The 19062-nt window shown below is 40.7% G+C and carries 18 protein-coding genes; 13 read left to right on the top strand and 5 right to left on the bottom strand.

Annotation, left to right across the window (positions count from 1 at the left end; translation table 11 throughout):
- Positions 1-6 precede the first annotated feature (6 nt).
- Positions 7-1185, bottom strand: coding sequence for an NAD(P)/FAD-dependent oxidoreductase (locus AC6UD6_RS01915; RefSeq protein ID WP_500693276.1), 1179 nt, complete (start codon positions 1183-1185; stop codon positions 7-9).
- Between the two features lie 261 nt (positions 1186-1446).
- Here AC6UD6_RS01915 and hdcA point away from each other — a divergent pair, with 261 nt between their 5' ends.
- A complete protein-coding gene (hdcA, locus tag AC6UD6_RS01910; protein ID WP_500695478.1) occupies positions 1447-2382 on the top strand; it encodes a histidine decarboxylase, pyruvoyl type in 936 nt (311 codons plus the stop codon).
- 8 nt (positions 2383-2390) lie between these two features.
- Here hdcA and AC6UD6_RS01905 read toward each other — a convergent pair whose 3' ends face one another.
- Entirely contained in the window at positions 2391-3059 is a 669-nt protein-coding gene (locus tag AC6UD6_RS01905; protein WP_500695477.1) for an MmcQ protein, read from the bottom strand.
- 112 nt (positions 3060-3171) lie between these two features.
- On the opposite strand from AC6UD6_RS01905, the gene hdcB reads away from it, so the two are divergent.
- The 9 genes from hdcB to AC6UD6_RS01860 all read left to right on the top strand — a co-directional run bounded on the left by hdcB (position 3172) and on the right by AC6UD6_RS01860 (position 11576).
- Positions 3172-3693: a histidine decarboxylase maturation protein HdcB gene (hdcB, locus tag AC6UD6_RS01900; protein WP_500695476.1), complete on the top strand. Its 522-nt coding sequence runs from the start codon at positions 3172-3174 to the stop codon at positions 3691-3693.
- A gap of 8 nt (positions 3694-3701) precedes the next feature.
- Complete coding sequence (locus AC6UD6_RS01895; protein WP_500695475.1) at positions 3702-4259, top strand: GNAT family N-acetyltransferase; 558 nt, start codon at positions 3702-3704, stop codon at positions 4257-4259.
- Positions 4260-4641: 382 nt separating this feature from the next.
- Positions 4642-5832 (top strand): MFS transporter, encoded by a 1191-nt coding sequence (locus AC6UD6_RS01890; protein ID WP_500695474.1) that lies wholly within the window; start codon positions 4642-4644, stop codon positions 5830-5832.
- A gap of 2 nt (positions 5833-5834) precedes the next feature.
- Positions 5835-6101: a chorismate mutase gene (locus tag AC6UD6_RS01885; RefSeq protein ID WP_500695473.1), complete on the top strand. Its 267-nt coding sequence runs from the start codon at positions 5835-5837 to the stop codon at positions 6099-6101.
- A 4-nt stretch (positions 6102-6105) separates the two neighbouring features.
- Entirely contained in the window at positions 6106-7272 is a 1167-nt protein-coding gene (gene aroC, locus AC6UD6_RS01880; RefSeq protein WP_500695472.1) for a chorismate synthase, read from the top strand.
- Positions 7273-7367: 95 nt separating this feature from the next.
- On the top strand, positions 7368-8660 hold the full coding sequence (gene aroA / locus AC6UD6_RS01875; protein WP_500695471.1) for a 3-phosphoshikimate 1-carboxyvinyltransferase: 1293 nt from the start codon (positions 7368-7370) through the stop codon (positions 8658-8660).
- Positions 8661-9752: a prephenate dehydrogenase gene (locus AC6UD6_RS01870; protein WP_500695470.1), complete on the top strand. Its 1092-nt coding sequence runs from the start codon at positions 8661-8663 to the stop codon at positions 9750-9752.
- Between the two features lie 4 nt (positions 9753-9756).
- On the top strand, positions 9757-10257 hold the full coding sequence (locus tag AC6UD6_RS01865; RefSeq protein WP_500695469.1) for a shikimate kinase: 501 nt from the start codon (positions 9757-9759) through the stop codon (positions 10255-10257).
- A gap of 134 nt (positions 10258-10391) precedes the next feature.
- Positions 10392-11576, top strand: coding sequence for an aminotransferase-like domain-containing protein (locus AC6UD6_RS01860; protein WP_500695468.1), 1185 nt, complete (start codon positions 10392-10394; stop codon positions 11574-11576).
- A 43-nt stretch (positions 11577-11619) separates the two neighbouring features.
- Here the strand turns inward: AC6UD6_RS01860 and AC6UD6_RS01855 are convergent, their stop codons facing one another.
- Positions 11620-13668 carry an LTA synthase family protein gene (locus tag AC6UD6_RS01855; protein ID WP_500695467.1) on the bottom strand — a complete coding sequence of 683 codons (2049 nt, stop codon included), beginning with the start codon at positions 13666-13668 and terminating at the stop codon, positions 11620-11622.
- A gap of 227 nt (positions 13669-13895) precedes the next feature.
- Here AC6UD6_RS01855 and AC6UD6_RS01850 point away from each other — a divergent pair, with 227 nt between their 5' ends.
- Both AC6UD6_RS01850 and AC6UD6_RS01845 read left to right on the top strand, forming a co-directional pair.
- Positions 13896-14153 carry an AbrB/MazE/SpoVT family DNA-binding domain-containing protein gene (locus tag AC6UD6_RS01850; RefSeq protein WP_500695466.1) on the top strand — a complete coding sequence of 86 codons (258 nt, stop codon included), beginning with the start codon at positions 13896-13898 and terminating at the stop codon, positions 14151-14153.
- 68 nt (positions 14154-14221) lie between these two features.
- Positions 14222-14581 (top strand): type II toxin-antitoxin system PemK/MazF family toxin, encoded by a 360-nt coding sequence (locus AC6UD6_RS01845; RefSeq protein ID WP_500695465.1) that lies wholly within the window; start codon positions 14222-14224, stop codon positions 14579-14581.
- 486 nt (positions 14582-15067) lie between these two features.
- Here the strand turns inward: AC6UD6_RS01845 and AC6UD6_RS01840 are convergent, their stop codons facing one another.
- Complete coding sequence (locus tag AC6UD6_RS01840) at positions 15068-16015, bottom strand: NAD(P)H-dependent flavin oxidoreductase (protein WP_500695464.1); 948 nt, start codon at positions 16013-16015, stop codon at positions 15068-15070.
- Between the two features lie 225 nt (positions 16016-16240).
- On the opposite strand from AC6UD6_RS01840, the gene AC6UD6_RS01835 reads away from it, so the two are divergent.
- Positions 16241-17152, top strand: a complete 912-nt coding sequence (locus tag AC6UD6_RS01835; RefSeq protein ID WP_500695463.1) for an alpha/beta hydrolase — start codon at positions 16241-16243, stop codon at positions 17150-17152.
- A gap of 876 nt (positions 17153-18028) precedes the next feature.
- Here the strand turns inward: AC6UD6_RS01835 and AC6UD6_RS01830 are convergent.
- The gene (locus tag AC6UD6_RS01830; protein ID WP_500695462.1) at positions 18029-19027 is read right to left on the bottom strand and encodes a LacI family DNA-binding transcriptional regulator; all 999 of its coding nucleotides are present in this window, start codon (positions 19025-19027) and stop codon (positions 18029-18031) included.
- Between the last annotated feature and the right edge of the window lie 35 nt (positions 19028-19062).

Below are 19062 nucleotides of genomic sequence, written 5' to 3'. Positions count from 1 at the left end.
ATCAATTTAACTTTCTAACATGGTCCGAATGTTTCCGAGTTCAAGTCCGTTCTTCTTGAAGATCATGTTCTTAAAGATTGGGACAATCCATCCCTTTAACTTAAAGGTCATGCCGAACATGTAAATTTCGGCAATTCCACTGTATGGGCCAAGTGAACAAACGGTTCCCATTGATTTGTAGTCGAACTTAATGGCGGGTTTACCATTTAGTTTGTTTAAGAAATCATTGACAGCAACGTCCGCTTCGTAGATGGAAATCTGACCAGTCGTTGGAAACATCCGACCGGACTTGTCATCTTTAACGGCTGAGACGTCACCAATGATGTACTGGTTAGGAAAGTCGTCTAAGCTCATGTTCGTGTTAACGGCGACCCGGTTTCGTTTCTCGTTTGGATACTGTGAATCGGGAATAACGTCAGATCCTTTTACTCCAGCAGTCCAGAAGACTAAGTGAGATGGGATAAACTTGTTATCTTTACCATAGTAAGCACCATCAGCCGTAATCTTTGACACCGTGTCACCCATGATGAACTTAACGCCCTTCTTTTCAAGGAAGTGTTGCGCGTAGTCACCGAGTTTTTTGTTAAACATTGGCAAAAAGCCCGGAGCGATACAGGTAATTTTGAACTCTTCTTTTTTGAAACCATACTTTTTGGCCCATTTTGGCACCATGTGCACGAGATCCCCTAAAAGTTCGATGCCAGTAAAACCACCACCGACAACCACGATGTTCAAGAGCTTAGCATCCTTAAACTCATCGTAGGCATCTAGGGTGGTTTGAATCTTCTTGTAGTCAGCGACTGAGTTATCAATGTCACTGATCTGAAGCCCAAACTCGTCCGCACCCGGGGTGCCAAACGTTTCGGGTTCAAATCCAAGCGCATTGAACAGGTAGTCGTAACTTAAATCTCCGTTGTTTTTCGTTTGGACCGTGTTATCTTTACCATTTACTTTAATAACTTCATCCTCTATGAAATGAATCTTAGGATTGATCATGTCGGTAATTCTAAACATGAGTCGTTCTGGTGCTTCATCTCCTGATGCGACCTTGTAGAGGCCGGTCGAGTCATAATGATAAGCATTTTTATTAACCAAGGTAATGTCTAGATTGGCTTTACTCTTAGCTAAAAGCTTGCAAGCCCTTAATCCAGCGAATCCACCGCCTAGTATTAAGACTTTTTTCATTATTAGGATCTCCTTTCAATACACACCTATTATTGTGTAAATCTTAACATTATTTTAACGCTAATGCTGACATTGTGTCACTCTTTTTATGAGGAAATTTTAATAAAATATTTATTGATTGATAAGAAAGGGAGATAAAATCGTTTTAGTACCGTCATTTGGGCATTAATAAGTGATGTTCCTTGCAAGTAATTTTGAGTTAGGCGATTATGAACGTAGTCTCAAAAGCAAAATAAATTTTCCGCTTATAGGAGGCAAAAAATGGCTAAAATTGACAAAGTTTTAAATCAAGAGGGGATTGATCGTATTGCGATTAGTCCCTATCAAAAATATTCGCGGGGTTACATGGAGCCAGGGAATCTCGGAACAGGCTATGTTACTGGCCTAAAAGTTGACGCTGGGACCCGCGAAAAGACGGACGATGGCGTCTTGGATGGAATCGTGTCTTACGACCGAGCCGAGTGTAAGAACGCCTACATCGGCCAGATTAACATGATGACGGCGTCCAGCTTTACGGGCGTTCAGGGCCACATTCTGGGATATGATCTCCTGAGAAATCCAGAAGTCGATCGGGCACAACCGTTGTTTAAGGTGACCCAGTGGGATGGTTCGAAACTACCAATTTACGATGGGAAACCACTGCAGGATTCGCTGGTAGAATTCTTTGGAACGGCTGACAATCGTCGGCACTATCCAGCTCCGGGGAGTTTCATTATTTGTGCTAACAAGGGCGTCACTGCCGAACGACCAATTGAAGACCGCCCGCTAAAACCGGGTGAAAGTTACGGCGTTTGGTCCGCCATTGCCATTTCAATTGCGAAGGATCCCGTTCATAATTCCTCCATGTTCATTGAGGATGCTGGAACCTGGAACACTCCCAACGAGGACGACCTCGGCGAATTCTTGGCCAGAAGAAGAGAAGCCATCGCGCGTTCGATTGCCCAGTGTGGTCAAGATGCGGGCACTTCGTTTGCCAGTTCGTGGATTGGCTTTGCCCACGTCATGATGAAACCGGGTGAGATTGGTAACGCGATTACCGTTGGACCCTACTTTTCGATTCCAGTTGATGCGGTTCCTGGCGGTTCGATTTTGACTCCAGACGTTGACATGAACATTATGGAGAACCTGAGTTTACCAAAATGGCTTGAAAAGATGAATTACCAGTCAATTGTCGCAGACCAAAATATTCAGTATTAATGTTGCGGTTATTTGAGAATCCGACTTAAAGATTGAGGAACGTGGCGCGGACCTCTGACGGCTTTGACACCGTGCTTTTTTAGGACGGCCACGTTAAATTCATTGGGATTAAATCTGCTAAGTAAATGAAGTAACATAACGTAGTGCATGGTGATGTTTTCATCGTGGTAGTAGTGCGGTTGATTCACCTTGATGGCCACACATTTATACGTGATGGCGGCAACTGGTGCCGTCACGTAGATGTAAACTAAATCATCAACATGAATGTGAGTGGTTTGTTTCCACATGATGGTACCGGTTTTGGCGAAGTCTTTTTCTAAGTCAAAGTATTTTGGATTGGCGGGGATGAGCCACTTCGTTCCCATGTTGTCTGGAACGTAGTCGAAACATTGCTGCGCAATGTTTTTTAAGATGGCAGTGTATCTCTGCTTGATGGTGCTGGCGAAGCCGCCCTCTGGGTTATCAACTCGAAAGTTAGTGTATTCGGCGTGGTAATCATCATCGATGATTTTGCCAGTTACCTTTCCGTTTTGCTTAACGGTAATGGTGACCGAAAAGTTGGTTTGTGGAATGTTAGTAGAGTATTTAAAGCGATTATTTTCATGTTGAAAACCAAAATTAATCAGTTTGGCAAAATCAGGTTTCAGGTTAGTAAAAATTTGTTCTTCGATGCTCATTACTGACTCCTTAACATTCTTTTTAATGGAACTGGTTTTATTGTACCCAAAAATATGAGTGAAGAAACGTTATAACATAATTACAACTAACTAAGAGGAAAGGTGAAGCAAAATGCATGCCAAGTTAGGTAAATTTCATGGGCTGCTAAAAGTGATTGGAACTGAGTTCGATCAATATTTAAGTAACCATTTACCCAAAGAAAAAGTAAGGGAATTGTTGGTTAACGCAATTGGCCGACAAAGAACGATTCTGATGATCACCAAAAACGAACTACTTGTTTTTCATGATGAAGGCGGTGATGATTCCGTCATCCACTATCCCCAAAATGAGATTGACTCGATGACCTTTGTACGCGGTGTTCCACACGGTGCCATCAAGTTTCAGGTTAATGGTCAGCAATTTAATTATCGAAACATTGTTTATGGTCGGGTTTATGACTTTACTCAGTCAGTGTTAAAACGCCAATTAACGGATGCTAAGTACGATAACACCGTTCGTGGTGAAAATAATTACATTACGAATGCCGATCATGGTGCAGAGGTTGATCGACTGCGATTAGCCATGCAAAAGGGAAAAATGAGTCGCTATGAATACGATGATATGAATGGTTCGGTTTCAAAAGCGGGTAAGTAGGTGATGAAATGATATTTCCATATCAGGTTGATGATGAGATTGTTCTACGATTGCCAAATCATGATTCTGATGCTCAAGAAGTGTATAGATTAGTTGATGGCTCACGCACAACGCTTGCAAAGTGGCTTCCGTGGGCTAATGCGATGAAATCAGTGGAGCAAGAGCAACAATTTTTGAACCAAATCTTAGTGCATTATCGTAACGGTCAGTCTTTAAATCTATTGATGGTTTATCACAATCAGATTAGTGGGGTGATTAGTTTTATCACCATTGATTCGTTCAATCATAGTGGTGAAATCGGCTATTGGCTAGAAAACCAATTTACGGGAAATGGAATTGTTCATCGGGCACTTCAGGCGATGTGTCAAATTGGATTTAATAATTACCATTTAAGTCAAATTCACATCAAGGTTGTGGTTAATAATGATGCTAGTAACAATGTGGCAAGACGTGCTGGATTTAGTTGCAGTCAAATTCTTCCTGGTGAAATTGTGATTGGGAGTATCGCCTACGACGCAAATGATTGGGTCATGTTGAAAGATAAATGGGAATCAAAATTTACTTGACTTCTGATTTTTTTCGTGTTTAAATCGTGTCAATCAAAAAAGAAGGAGAAATAATGATGAAAAGTGATTGGTTACATACGCAACATCAATCAGTGGAATTAAATGCTGATTATTATAGCTTTGCTTGGTTTATGTAACCGTTTGAATCCTGAGTTGGATACGAGCGGTGACGTTCGTATCTAGGCAGAGCTAAGACTTTAGTAGTGAATACTACTCAGCTAGATACGTTGACATTCAATGTTAATCTAGCTGAGTCATTGCTAATTCGATGATCACTTTCAAATTTTTTCTTTTACGAATTTAAATAAAAGAGAGCCAGCTAGACTAACTTTATTGTTAGTTGGGCTGGCTTTTTGTATTTATTCGTTTTTGGGAGGGAACCATGGGAAATGAACTTACTAAGCGTCAAAAAAGGCATCTAACACTTGGATTGTACGGTAATTACTTTATTCATGGTTTTGCACTTGTCATTTTAGCTCAAAACGTGCTATCACTGGCAACCCACTGGATGACCACGGTTGCAGTGGTCTCTTATGTGATTTCCGGAATTGGAATTGGTCGCTTAATTGCTTATCCCATTGCTGGAGCACTAGCTGATCGGTTGAGTCGAAAGATGTTTGTGTACATTGGAATGATATGTTACCTAATTTTTGCCATTAGCATTGTGGTTACCCATCAAATTGTCATTGCTTATGGGCTTGCAATATTGGCTGGAATCGCGAACTCAGCGCTGGATGCTGGGACTTACACTACTTTAGTTGAAATTCATGATGGTGCAGGGCAATCGACGGTTTTACTTAAAGCCTTTATGTCAGCTGGTGAATTCACGTTACCTTTGATAGTGACTTTTCTTGCTAGTTACGGGTTCTGGTTTGGTTGGTCCTTTGTCATCATGGCAGTTTTACTTATTCTTAACTTTCTTAATTTGATTTCTACCCATTTTCCAAAACCAAATGTAGCTTCCAAAGCTAATGAAGTTGTTATTGAAGAGTTAACCAGAGGACGAAAACTAATTGCTACGATCGGATTAATCGGATATGGTTACACATCAATGGCGCTTATGATCTTATTTACTCAATGGATTAGTTTATATGCCCACATGGTGTTGCATTTTAGCTTAGGTCATTCGCAATTTTTGATGTCGTTATACAGCATTGGCTCGATTATTGGGGTGGTCATCTTGTATCTCCTACTAAAACGAGAAGTAAAAGAAAGCCTCCTATTGTTAGGACTTAATGTTGGTGCTTTTCTGGCTTTACTAGTCATTTTTATTAGTAACTCGTTAATGATAGTTGGTATCAGTGCGTTAGTTTTTGGTTTCAGTGCTGCTGGTGGAGTGATGCAAACTGGATTGACAATCTTTATGGAATTTTACCCGCATCATCGTGGAATGGTCACTGGAATCTTTTACTTTTTTGGCAGTATTGCTTCACTAACAATCCCACTGATTACGGGATTTCTATCGAAGCAAAGTATCCGATTAGTCTTTGGATTTGATTTATTGGTAGGTTCATTAGGAATTATCTTGGTATTAGTTATTTTATTTTCAACTAGGAGACGGGGTGAGGAATAAAAATGAGTGAACTAAATGAATTAAGGAACAAAATTAATGGAATTGATGACCAACTTTTGGACTTATTAATGCAAAGATTTGAAGTGACCTCCCAAGTTGCTAAGTATAAAGAGCAACATCACCTGCTAGTTTTGGATCAGACACGAGAATTACAGGTGATTGAACGTGTTAAAAAGCGGTTTAATAATCAAACAGAACAAAAGCACCTGATCGCTATTTATCAAAACATCATGGACGAGACCAAAAAGTCGGAATCGAAAAGGGGATAATAACATGAACTTTATTACTGCAGGTGAATCACACGGACCACAATTGACTGGAATTATAACTGGAATTCCAGCCGGGTTAAAACTAGATCTTGATGAAATCAACGCAGCCTTAGCAAGTCGTCAAGGTGGTTACGGTCGTGGAAATCGGCAAAAAATTGAACATGATCAAATTGAGATTGTTGGAGGAGTTCGCCATAGTATTACCCTTGGTAGCCCCATTGCATTGGTGGTTCAAAACCGAGACCACGCTCACTGGAACAAAATTATGGATCCGATTTCTCCGGAAACTCCTGAGAATACATTACGAAAAGTGGAACGTCCAAGACCAGGGCATGCCGATTTGGTTGGTGGGATGAAGTATCGCCATCGCGATTTAAGGAACGTTTTGGAACGTTCCTCAGCACGAGAAACTGCCATGCGAGTTGCTATTGGTAATATTTGTGAGCAACTTTTACGGGAACTTGATATTAAATTGGTTGGTTTTGTGCAGCAAGTGGGCTCTATTTCCAGTAATTTTAATCCTACTAAAAACGTTGATAAGATTGAATCCGCCGTTAGTAAGAATGATCTACGAATGATTGATCAGGATGAGGTGGAAGCCATCCATCAACTGATTGACCAAACGAAGCGAGATGGAAACACACTTGGTGGAACAATTAGGGTAGTTGTTGAAAACGTTCCAGCTGGACTAGGAAGTTACGTTAGCTGGGATACCAAATTGGATGCTAAATTAGCTGCCGCAGTGATGGGAGTTAATGCGATGAAAGGTGTGAGCATCGGTGCTGGATTTAATGGTGCTAAAAATTTTGGCAGTCAGGTGATGGATCCTATTGTGTGGAATAAAGACACCGGTTGGACTCGTACTAGTGATCATTTGGGTGGCTTTGAAGGTGGAATGACTAATGGAATGCCAATCATTGTTAATGCCGCCATGAAGCCGATTCCGACCCTATACAAGCCACTACAAACAGCCGATGTTAATACTAAGGAAATTAAGAAAGCAAACGTAGAAAGGTCAGATACGACAGCAATTGTCCCTGCTTCAATTGTCGTTGAAAACGTGATTGCGATTGAAATGGTTAAAGCGATCACTGCAACATTTGATAGCAGTAATTTAGCTCGTTTAAGGGAACAGGTTCAAGCCTATCGTGACGAATTAAAAAATTACTAACTATAATCTTTAATTTTCAAATGTATTCATAAGGAGTTACGTAATAAAACCAGTTATGAAATAAGCAAGTGCTTTATTACGTAAGGAGACTAACGATGAAATTATTGAGTAAAGTAACACAAAACGGATTACATGGAACCTTAGTAGTTCCCGGAGATAAGAGCATTTCACATCGAGCTTTAATGCTTGGGGCAATTAGTAATGGTGATACTCACATTCATCATTTTTTGACGGGGAAAGATTGCCTAAGCACACTTTATGCGCTTCAAGATCTGGGAATAAAAATTGAACGTACAGGAGACGATGTAATAGTTAAAGGAGTAGGGATTGCTGGTCTGCATAAGCCGAAAAATCCTTTAGATATGGGGAATTCTGGCACTGCCACTCGACTCATGATGGGATTACTAGCAAACACCAACTTTACCACTCATTTGATTGGCGACAGTTCATTAAGCAGACGTCCAATGAAACGGGTCAGTAATCCACTTGGCGAAATGGGAGTTCAAGTTCAATTGTCGTCAAAGGGTACATTACCAGCTCAGGTCACTGGGGGAAATATCCATGGAGCTAACATCCGGCTAGAGGTAGCTAGTGCACAGGTTAAGAGCGCTGTTATCCTTGCATCGTTGTCAGCTAAAGCTCCCGTGACAATCGTTGAAAAGTTACCTACCAGGAATCATACCGAATTGATGTTACGTGCGTTTGGGGCTGATGTGCAAACGGCCCCTGATCACTTGACGATTACGGTCCAGCCACATCCTCATTTGATTGGCCAAGAAGTTCATGTTCCAGGTGATATATCTTCGGCTGCCTTTTTTATGGTAGCCGCCACCATTGTTCCTAATTCTGACATCACTTTAACGAACGTGAGTTTGAATCCCACCAGAACGGGAATATTAGATGTAATGCTTAAAATGGGAGCTAAAATTGAAATTGCACATCGAACAACCACTAGTGAGCTTAGCGGGAACCTTAGGATTAAATCCAGTCAGTTAAAACCGATTCAAATTACAGCAAGAGAAATTCCAGCTTTAATTGATGAATTGCCACTTGTAGCACTACTGGCAGCGACTGCAAATGGAACAAGTAAAATTACGGGCGCAGCCGAACTACGGGTGAAGGAAACTGATCGCATTCGTTCCGTTACTAATGAATTAAGTAAATTCGGAGTTGAAATCAAAGAATTGCCTGATGGCATGATTATTAAGGGTCAGCCATTTTGGCGGATTCAGGATGCTCATTTAGATAGTTATGGTGATCATCGTATTGGGATGATGGACGTGATTGCAACCCTAAAGTCACGAATTCCTCTCATGTTAAATCACGAAGGTGCCATCAACATTTCTTACCCTGAATTTTTTAATGACCTGGCTCAATTGGAGGAATAAATGACAACTGTGTTTATTAAGGGACTAGGATTAATCGGGGGTTCAATTGCGCGGTCTATTAAACAAAGTGATTCCAATATCAGAATCATTGGTAGTGATACTAATTCTGAAAGTTTGGTATATGCACTTAATCATCAAATTATTGACGATCAGAGTTCTAATCTAAAGGGAGCAGGTGAAGCTGATTTTATCTTTTTAGCTACTCCGGTCTCACAAATTGTAGAAGATATTAAGCAATTATCACGGGAGGCTTTAAAATCACACGTAATTATCACAGACGTGGGAAGCACAAAGCAAAAGGTAATGAAAGCCGCCAAGACATGGCTAACTCCTTCAATCACGTTTGTTGGAGGTCATCCCATGGCAGGCTCACACAAGTCTGGTGTGAAATCTGGGATGAGTAATCTGTTTGAAAATTCCTTCTATTTTCTACTTCCAACTGGACCAAATGGGGGAAATGCGGCTAAACAAATTCAAAAACTGTTAAAAGCCACTAAATCCAAGTGGATTAACGTTAAACCAAAACAACATGATCAGATTGTAGCTCAACTAAGTGATATACCCCATCTTGTGGCAGCTGGATTAGTGAATCAAACCCAGGTTGCTTTTAGGGATGAACCCATTGGGATGAAGCTTGCTGCCGGTGGGTTTAAATCCATTACGCGAATTGCGTCCTCTGATCCTAAAATGTGGAATGATATTTTGTTGAGTAATGCGAATTTGGTGGTCAAGCAACTGCAACAATACATCACCATTTTAAATGGTATCGAACAGAAAATTGAACGGCATGATTCACGCGCCATTCAAGCTTATTTTACCCAAGCAAAAATCAGTCGGGATCAGTTAGGAAAAGAGCAAGTTGAGGAGATTGCTTCATTCTATGATTTATTTTTGAACGTCTCCGATCAAGTTGGTGTATTAGCTGACGTGACCAAACGATTAGAGCAACTTAATATTAGCTTAGTGAATTTACAAGTCTTAGAAATTAGGGAAGATATTAGTGGTGTTTTACAACTTACTTTTAGAAGTCAAAGGGATTTAGAACGAGCTCAAGCTGTGCTCGAAGATCAGTATCAAGTAGTAAAGAGGTAATCATATGCAAGTCATTTTAATTGGTTTTATGGGAAGCGGGAAAACAACAGTTGGTGAACTGTTAGCTGAGAAAATGAATTTGCCAGTTGCTGATCTGGATCGGGTAGTTGAAAGATTTGCCGGAAAATCTATTTCAACAATTTTTTCGGATGATGGGGAAGTGGCCTTTCGCAGACTGGAACAAATGGAGTTAAAGTTCCAACTTGCTAAAGATGGGATCCTGGCTACTGGTGGAGGAACACCAGTTGACCGAAAGAATGCAGAACTTTTAAAAAAGAGTACTGCCACGGTTGTTTTACTGGACGTTCGGTCCCAAACTTTGTATACGCGAATTAGTAAAGAATCGGGAAGACCAATCGCCAGTCATTTAAATTTCACCACGATGAGTCAGTTGAAACAATCACGCAATCAGCGATATCATGAATGTGCTGATATGGTGATTCATTGTGATGAGTTATCCCCAGAAAAGATTGCTGAACAAATTATCAATGAATTAAAAAAATGATGTTTTATGAAGAAATTTTATATTTCATTTTAACTTTTTGATTGCTTCAATTGTTGTGGTTTTAGTTTGGAGACTATAATTGAAATAACTTTATGATTAAATTATGGAATATTTAGAAAAACGAGGCGATTAAAATGGAATTTAGATACGCAAGCGGTGTGCCAGCTCATGTTAGTACGGTAACTTCAGATCTTTTTAAAGCGGCTTCTGATCCCAAGGTGATTTCATTAGGTGGTGGAATGCCAGCTCCCGAGTTGTTTCCGGTTTCAGAGATCCAAAAGGCCGCAAACCAGGTTTTTGAACAGTATGGGCAAACGGTTCTGCAGTACTCGCAGTCGCTTGGTTACGAAAAACTAAGACAACAGATTGTGGCCATTATGAAAGAACGCCACGTTAATACAACAGTTGCTAACGTTGGCATCGTGACGGGGTCGGAACAGGCCATTGACATTGTTTCCAGGATGTTGATTAATCCTGGTGATGTGGTTTTGACCGAGGATCCAACCTACCTCTCAGCCATCGACGTTTTTAAGTCCTATGGTGCCAAAATCGTTGGCATTCCCATGGACGAGGACGGGATGGAGACAGATGCCTTAGAACGGTTAATCAAAAAATACCCGCAGGCCAAGTTTATCTACACGATTCCCAATTTCCAGAATCCAACCGGACGGACCATGACGGAAGAGCGGCGGAAGAAGTTAGTTCAGATTGGTAAAGAGGCTGGGATTCCAATTCTGGAAGACGACCCATACGGTGCCATTCGTTACGCTGGCAAATACTTACCGCCACTCAAGCACTTTGACCATGACGGTGGGGTAATCTATCTGAGCTCTTTTTCCAAGATTTTAGCACCAGGACTCCGGTTGGGGTGGATCGATGCACCATTAAACTTTATGGACAAGTTCATCTTGTTTAAACAAAATGCCGATTTACATACGGATAACTTAACCCAGTACATCGTGTCCCAGTACTTAGATGACGTGAACATTAACGACCACATCAAGAAGATTACCGATACCTATGAGCATCGGGCTAATCTGATGATGGACCGCATTGATAAGTACTTCCCAAAGAACGTGCGCCACAGTCATCCTGAAGGTGGGATGTTCATCTGGGTTGAAGTTCCCGGAGTGAACACGGAGGAACTGTATCAGACTTGTTTAAAAAATAACGTGGTGTTTGTTCCCGGCTCTTCGTTTTACGCGGGTAAGGTAAAACCAGGGACCTTCCGCTTAAACTTTTCCAACATGAATGACGATGAGATCGATGAAGGAATTAAACGGATGGCAACGGCCATTTCACAGGTATTAAATAAATAAAAGACTAAAATAGCACCTAACTCATGTGAGTTAAGTGCTATTGTTATTTGTCTAGGGAAGCTAGACTTGTTGACTTTTGGCCCAACTGCTTCTCAAGGCTTTTTTCGCGGTTCAATTCATGATTATAGTGGTAATCTTTTGGATTAACTGGCTTAAAGCCCTTGGGATGATAGAAACGCAATAGGTTATCCTTGTTTAACTTGTCCGACAGTTCCAGTTCGTGGTTGACCTGGTGCTGATTCTGATTGATTTGGTTTTGCTGCTTCTGACTTGGATGAAGCTGACGTTTGGTCTGATTATCGTAAACCGTGCCGTTCGTGGAGGTGAACTTGGGTGAGACCCAGTCACGGTTTCTAAAGGCAACCACCTGGTCGTGTTGCTTGGAGAAGAGGTCGGTTCCAAACTGAACGTACGGCTTGGAATTAATTCCCAACAGATGCAGGACCGTTGGTAGCACGTCGATCTCACCGCCGTACGTGTGGTGGATTTTCCCACCAGTAGTTCCTGGAATGTTAATCATAAATGGAACCTTCTGGATTTGGCTGTGATCAAAAGCATTCCAGTCGTTTGGTTTGACGCCTAAAAGCGGTGCCAAACTCCGTTCATCTTGGTCCATCAAACCATAGTGGTCACCGTAGATGATAATCATTGAGTTCTTGTCGAGTCCCGTCTGATGCAGGTAGTCGTAAAATTCTTTGACGGACTGGTCGAGGTAGTGGGCGGTTACAAAGTAGTTATTGACCTCGGGATTGTCAGTGTTGGTGGTCTTAAAGTGCATCTGTTTTTGGTCTTTTTGGTCCAGAACGTACGGGAGATGATTGGTGACCGTCAAGTACTTGACGTAGAAGGGTTGTTGAAGGTTCTCTAAGTACTTGTTGGAATCTTGAAACAGATACTTGTCCTTTAAGCCCATGCCTTCGGTCCGATCGCCCTTCATGTTGTAGTCCTTGGAACTAAAGAAATATTGAAAGCCAAGCCGTTTGTAGGTGTTGTTACGGTTGTAGAAATTGGCGTCGTTACCATGGAAAACGGCGGACGTGTAGTTTTGCTGCTGTTTCAAAATAGCGGGAGCCGCCTGAAAGGTATTGTCGTTTCCGTACTGAGAGAACAAGGAGCCCTCAGGAAGTCCGTACGTGCTGGTTTCAAGCATGTTTTCGGCATCGGCCGTTCGTCCCTGCCCGACTTGGTGATAGAAGTTATCAAATGAGTCAGTTAACTGACTATGGTAAATTTTATTCAGAAAAGGCGTTACCTCCTTGCCATTAACCTTTTTGTCGATCAAGAACTGTTGAAAACTTTCTAGGTGAATGACAATCACGTTTTTACCGCGAGCTTTCCCGTACATTTCGGGATTCGGGGCAGCATAGTGTTTTTTTGTAAAGCCTAAAATGTCATTTAGATCTGATTTCTTAGCGGTCGAACGCGCGATGTTGGTCTGAATGGACTTGGTCCAGTCATAGACGGTGTAGTTGTCGATTCCGATGTATTTCACGATGTCATTCTGCTTGCTTTGCGTACTTGACTGAGCGAACAGGTTGGGATTATCGATGTGAGTAAGAAAAAGGTTGAGAAACAAAAAGATAATTCCGACCAGGGTGGTTAGTAAGCTAAACCTAAGCTTCAAAGGCTTTTTGTCGATTTTAATAACACGAAATACAAGTAACAGGATAATCACGATTAAATCAAGCCAGTATAAGGCGTCCCATTTGTTGATAAGGGCGGTCGCACTGGTAATTAACCCACCGTTTAAGTTGGAATGACCGGTTGTCATCGTGTCGGCGGTCATAAAGCCCAGAAAACCCCGGAAGTAGACGATGTTTATGTACAGTAAGACGGTGTTTAAGAAGTCAATGAAGATGATAAAGGGATAAAAGAGCTTCGCGGGCTTGAAATACAACGCCAGACTTAGCGTGATGATAATCGCAGCCAGCGGATTTATCAGTAAGATGATGTGCTGCATGCGGCTCGCTGGAATGAGGTAAAAGACGTGGTAGTAAGCGTATACGGTTTTGAACCAGAACAGGATCACTAACAGGAAAAAGAAGCCCATTCTGGTATTAAAAGGGTTGAGAATTTTCTTAATGGTTTTCAAATTGAACGTTCCTTTGTAAGAATTTATGTAATTTATCACATAGGAAACATCTTATCACAATGAGAATGGGTAAAACAGAACCAAAAAGCTTCAAGTGACTAATATATATGTCACTTGAAGCTTTTTATATTGACACAGTATATACAGTAGTATATACTTAATATGTTGTTTAAATACAACATTCAAAAAGGAGAGGGATAATACGTTTTGGAGGAGATGCGTTATTAATGACAGAAACAAAAATAGTAAAGTGGGGCAATTCTCAGGGAATAAGAATACCAAAGAGCATGCTGAAAGAAATTGGCATTAATAGCCCTAACAATCAAAAAGTAAAAGTTTCAGTGAATAAGAAGAACAACGAAATTTCTATTAAGAAAGTGGGTAATGAATCTAGATTAATGAAAAAATTTGGCTACCTCTTGGATGAACCTAATGAAGGTGAAATTGATTGGGGTAAAGACGTTGGAAATGAAGTTATCCTGTAATAATGTGCCTGAAAGTGGTACGTGTTTCACACAATAAGGCACAAATAATTTTTATAGGAGGAATTTTTATGAAAAATTCCAAAGTTTCAAAGTTTCAAGATGGTGATGTTGTTTGGGTGAATTTCTCGCCTACTAATGGTCATGAGCAACGAGGAAGACGTCCAGCGGTGGTAGTTTCAATTGGCGACCTCGAACGATTGGCTGGGGTTATTTGGCTAGTTCCCATCACATCAACCAATAAAAAAAGACTGTCTGTACCAATTAATGCCAATATTGGCAATCACGGTATAAACGGTCAGGTTTTAGTTGGACAAATTCGATCAATTGATCCTTCAGCTACTGAAAGAAATGTTGAAAGAATTGGTTCCTGTCCACAAAGTACTCTTGAAGATATCCATAGAGTAATTAGTATGATTCTTCAACAATAGTACAATATGAGAGTATGTAGTTGCTATGAGTTTGTAACTTCATACTCTCATATTTTTTTTAAAAGTCAATGTTATATTAGACATTTTATATAAATTTGATTATTTATTCGTTTTATAAGTAATTTTTTAGGGAAGGTAAGTTATAAAAATGAATGCAGATTTTAAATATTTATTATCACTATTAATTAATTATTCATGGTTTATTGGAGTCTTTGTTTGTCTATGGTGCTTATTAAAAGTGCCTGGAAAATTGTATAAGGTATTTGGAATTCTTTTTGGAACTGTATCCTTTTTTTATTTTGGATCTTGGGTGAATGAGAATTGTGGATATACATTAAAAAATTTATTTCTCACTAATAACACTAAAATAATTCCAACAGGTGATATATTTGCTGTACTATATTTAGTCTTTTGTATTGCTTATCTATGTTATAAGCATTTTCACACCAATTAACTTTGTGAGTTAGAGATTATCGCTTATAGTGCTTATTTTTCAAAATCCTGCATCATTTCGTCTACTACTTCCTGGACGCTCTTGACGTCGTGAATGTTGTTGATACCAACGTCAGTGGAAATCACACCGTCATCAAGTTTGCCGTCAAGCATTGCAGGACGAACGCCACCGGCCTTGCGGGTCTGTTCGTAGGTGTCTTTGACGCCATTTTCAAACTCCTTGGCCCATTTGTCGGCCAACGGATTCTTGATTGAACGTTGGTTAGGAGATACTAATACTACGTCATCGACTGTCGAGTTGATGATTTTTTCTTTAGCAGCATCTGAAGTCCGGTTTTCGTCAGTCACAATGAACCGAGTTCCAACGTAGACTCCCTGAGCACCCAGTGCAAAGGCAGCTCGCACGCCACGAACGTCCGTGATACCACCAGCGCCAACGACTGGAATGGAGACGGCATCCACAATGCGTGGAATGGTGGTAAACGTCCCAAGGCCGGTCGTTGGAATGATCCCCCCTTCATCGTAACCAGTGGAAATCAAGATGTCGACGCCTAATTCTTCGGCTCTTTGAGCGCCCTTAACGGACGGATTAAGTTCGCGAAAGATTAAGGTACTCCCTGAATCCTTGATTTCTTTAAAAAGTTTTGGATTGATGACACCAGAAATGATGAAGATGTTAACCCCAGCGTCAAAAGCAACTCTAAAGGTCTTATCTGGGTAATCAAACTCATCTTCACTTCCGACAATCATGTTGACAGCAAAGGGATTGTCGGTGAGCTGTTTGGCCTCTTTAATCTGCTTTTTTAACGTTTTCGTGGCATCTTGAGTGGGACTAGTCTTGCCAGCGTTTGGGCCAAACGTCCCGAGACCACCAGCATTTGAGACCGCGGCGACAAACTTAGCGTCAGTTAGCCAGTTGAGTGACGCCTGAATGATTGGATACTTAATTCCAAGCATTTTAGTTATTGGACTTGTTTTCAATTTAATTACTCCCTACTTATTATTAGTTAGTTATATCTTACATTTTAGTTGAAAATTAGCTTGAAGCAAACTAAAACGATTTGTGATTAATATAATGACATTCAAATTAATCTGTAACTTGTCTGAAGCTGGCTAGTTACCGGTACCACGCGACGCTTAAAAATTAATCATGATTTGAATCGCTCTGCCCGTATAATGGCAAGTGTTGCAAAAAGGAGCGAAATTATGAAAAAAGGAAAGCTGAAGCGCTGGCACAAAGTTACAATTGCCATCGTAATTACCGTGATTATTTTAATCTTTGTGGGAACCTACTTCCTGTTTAACTTCGCGTTTAAACGGGGTGGATACAGCACGCAGGTCGGCGAAAAGGTTAACACCACTTGGATTAAAGAACAAAAGCCCCAGATTTGGCACCAAACGAACAAGGGTGGCCTAAAACTCACGGCCTACTACTTACCAGCTAAGCAAGCAACGAATAAGACCGTGATCGTAATCCACGGTTACGGAAGTACCGGGCACAAGATGAATAACTACATTAGAATGTTTCATGATGATGGTTATAATGTTCTCGCACCCGATGACGAATCATTTGGGCGCAGTCAGGGTGAGTACGCTGGTTATGGATGGAAAGATCGGTCTGACATTGTGACATGGATGAACATGATTAACCAGAACATACCGAATGGACGACTTGGTATGTTTGGGATCAGTATGGGAGCGGCTGCCGTTCTCTTTACCTTGCCAAAGGTCCCGCACAACGTTGACTTTGCGATTACCGACTGTGGTTATAACAGTATTTATGACGAGTTGAAATATGAACTGGGAACGTTGTTTCATTTGCCGACCTTCCCAATCTTACCCATTGCCCGCATCTACGGTGATATTTTTGCTAAGTACGACTTCTACGATGCCGACACGAAGCAGACGTTAGCCCACAATCAAATTCCGCTATTTATCATTCATGGCAATGCCGATAAGTTTGTCCCCGTTAAAGACGCCTATATCAATTATAAAAACGACCACGGTCCTAAGAAATTGTGGATCGTGAACCACGCGACACACGCCGATTCTTTGAACAAAGAGGGACAGGTTTACGTTAATAAGACCAGGGCGTTCGCTGAAGAGTATTTTAAATAAACAAAAAAACTAGCAAATTATATTTATAAATAATTTGCTAGTTTTGATTCAGAAGCTAAGGGCATAACACTAGTGACTAATAATTTAATGTTTTTTTCCATGATTCTCTTTCGCTCTATTTAAGAACCTATTTAGTTTTATTCCTAAGTGGATACACAAGTATAATACTAAGATAATTAGTAAAACTAGAAGTACTGTTAACAACAAAGTACCAATCATAAAGAATAAATCAAACCAATTTATCATTTAATTTCCTCCCTTAAATAGAATAATCTAAGTATTACCAAAAATCCAAAAGAAAAACCCTGGCTTCGCTGAAGAAGTCAGAGCAATTAGGAAGATTCGGCTAGTCAAGTTGACAGTATAGTAGTTTGTGGATGCCTGACGCTTGTGAGTTATCGAGTTTTAAAAAGTATCTATATTAGTTAGGGAGTCCGATAAAAATGTTTCTTAACTAGTCGATGAGAGGAGTATATCACCAAAATAATAAAAAGAGACTAATTATGATTTTGAAATAATCATTAAACAAGAGTTAGGACAGCTAAAGTGATTGGCGCGGATGAGTTTGACGCTGGCCTAAATTTTTTTGAGCCTCAATTAGGCCTAAGATAAGTTTCGTAAACGATTAACTAAACGTGATGGGTGTCGTTTTGGCAGTAAATCTTTCATTATTACTTTGAGTGGGGTTTAAACGACATCTGGTAAGGCATTTTGCCATGTTATTCTTTAGTCGCTCCAAAAAAGATACTTTCACAATGCTTCCTACTTCTGGAGCACACATAGCTTCAAACTCCAAAAAATGCTGCTTCTCAGAAGTGGCACTTTTTATTTATTAGACAAAAACCGGCTAAGCATGGACTTAGTCGGTTACAGATATTATTCAAATTTGGCGTGGACCATGTAGCGTTTTTTACTTGGGTCCACTTTTTTGTTTAAGATGTCGTACATGAGTTGCGCGGCGTATTTTCCCATGGTGTACGCGTCTGTCCTGATACACTTCGTTTTTGGCTGGATTAGGTTGACGATGTTGGAACTCACAAAACCAGTGATGTTTGGAATCTTGTCGCGGTCAATAATGTTGTTACGCAACAACCGGGGCAAAAAGCTTAACAACCACTTTTCCGTTAGGCAGAAAATCAAACTGTTGGGTTGCTTTTTTAATTGGCGGACGATTTCATGATAGGCACGATGAAGTGACGTTTTGGAATAACCGGGCTTGACGATTGTAATATCAGGTTCGGGGTAGACGTATTTAATCCCGGCAACACGCTCTCTGACGACCTTCATCTCGCTTTCAGCGTTAGTAACCAAGATTAACTTGGAAAGCCCCAGGTTGTTTTTAAAATAGGCGGCGGCTTTCTGAGAAATCGCAAAGTTGTTAATGACGATGTTATAAAAAAAGCCATCGTTAATGGATTTATCGGTCAAAATAACGGGGAAACGCGGTTTTAAAAGTTCGGCAATGTCCTTGATGTGGCTGTTGACCGGATGAATGATGGCACCCCTGATGAGGCTAGTATCTAAGGCTAGAAAGAGGTCGCGTTCGTTTTTGTACTTACTGGCGGAATTAATCAGCAAGGGGATGTACTTGTAAATGGACAGTTGGTCCTGGATTCCTTCAAACATCCTGATTGAAAAGGGATCCTCGATGTCTGACACTCCTACCGCAATGATGCTCCCACTGTCATTTTGGCGGCTTAAGCCACGCGCCATTGAGTTAGGAACGTACCCGAGGTGTTTGATTGATCGTTTAATGCGATTCGCCGTGTTCTTGGACATCGAGTTAAGATGGTTGTTTAAGAACCGTGACACGGTGGCCGTTGAAACTTTGGCGTGTTTGGCAACTTCTTTAATGGTGACTCGTTTTTTGTTCATTTCTCATTTCCTCAAATTTTATTTCATAACTGCTA

This window comes from Fructilactobacillus sp. X8R2C1 (assembly GCF_059900955.1).
This window is presented reverse-complemented; position numbering and strand designations above follow the sequence as displayed.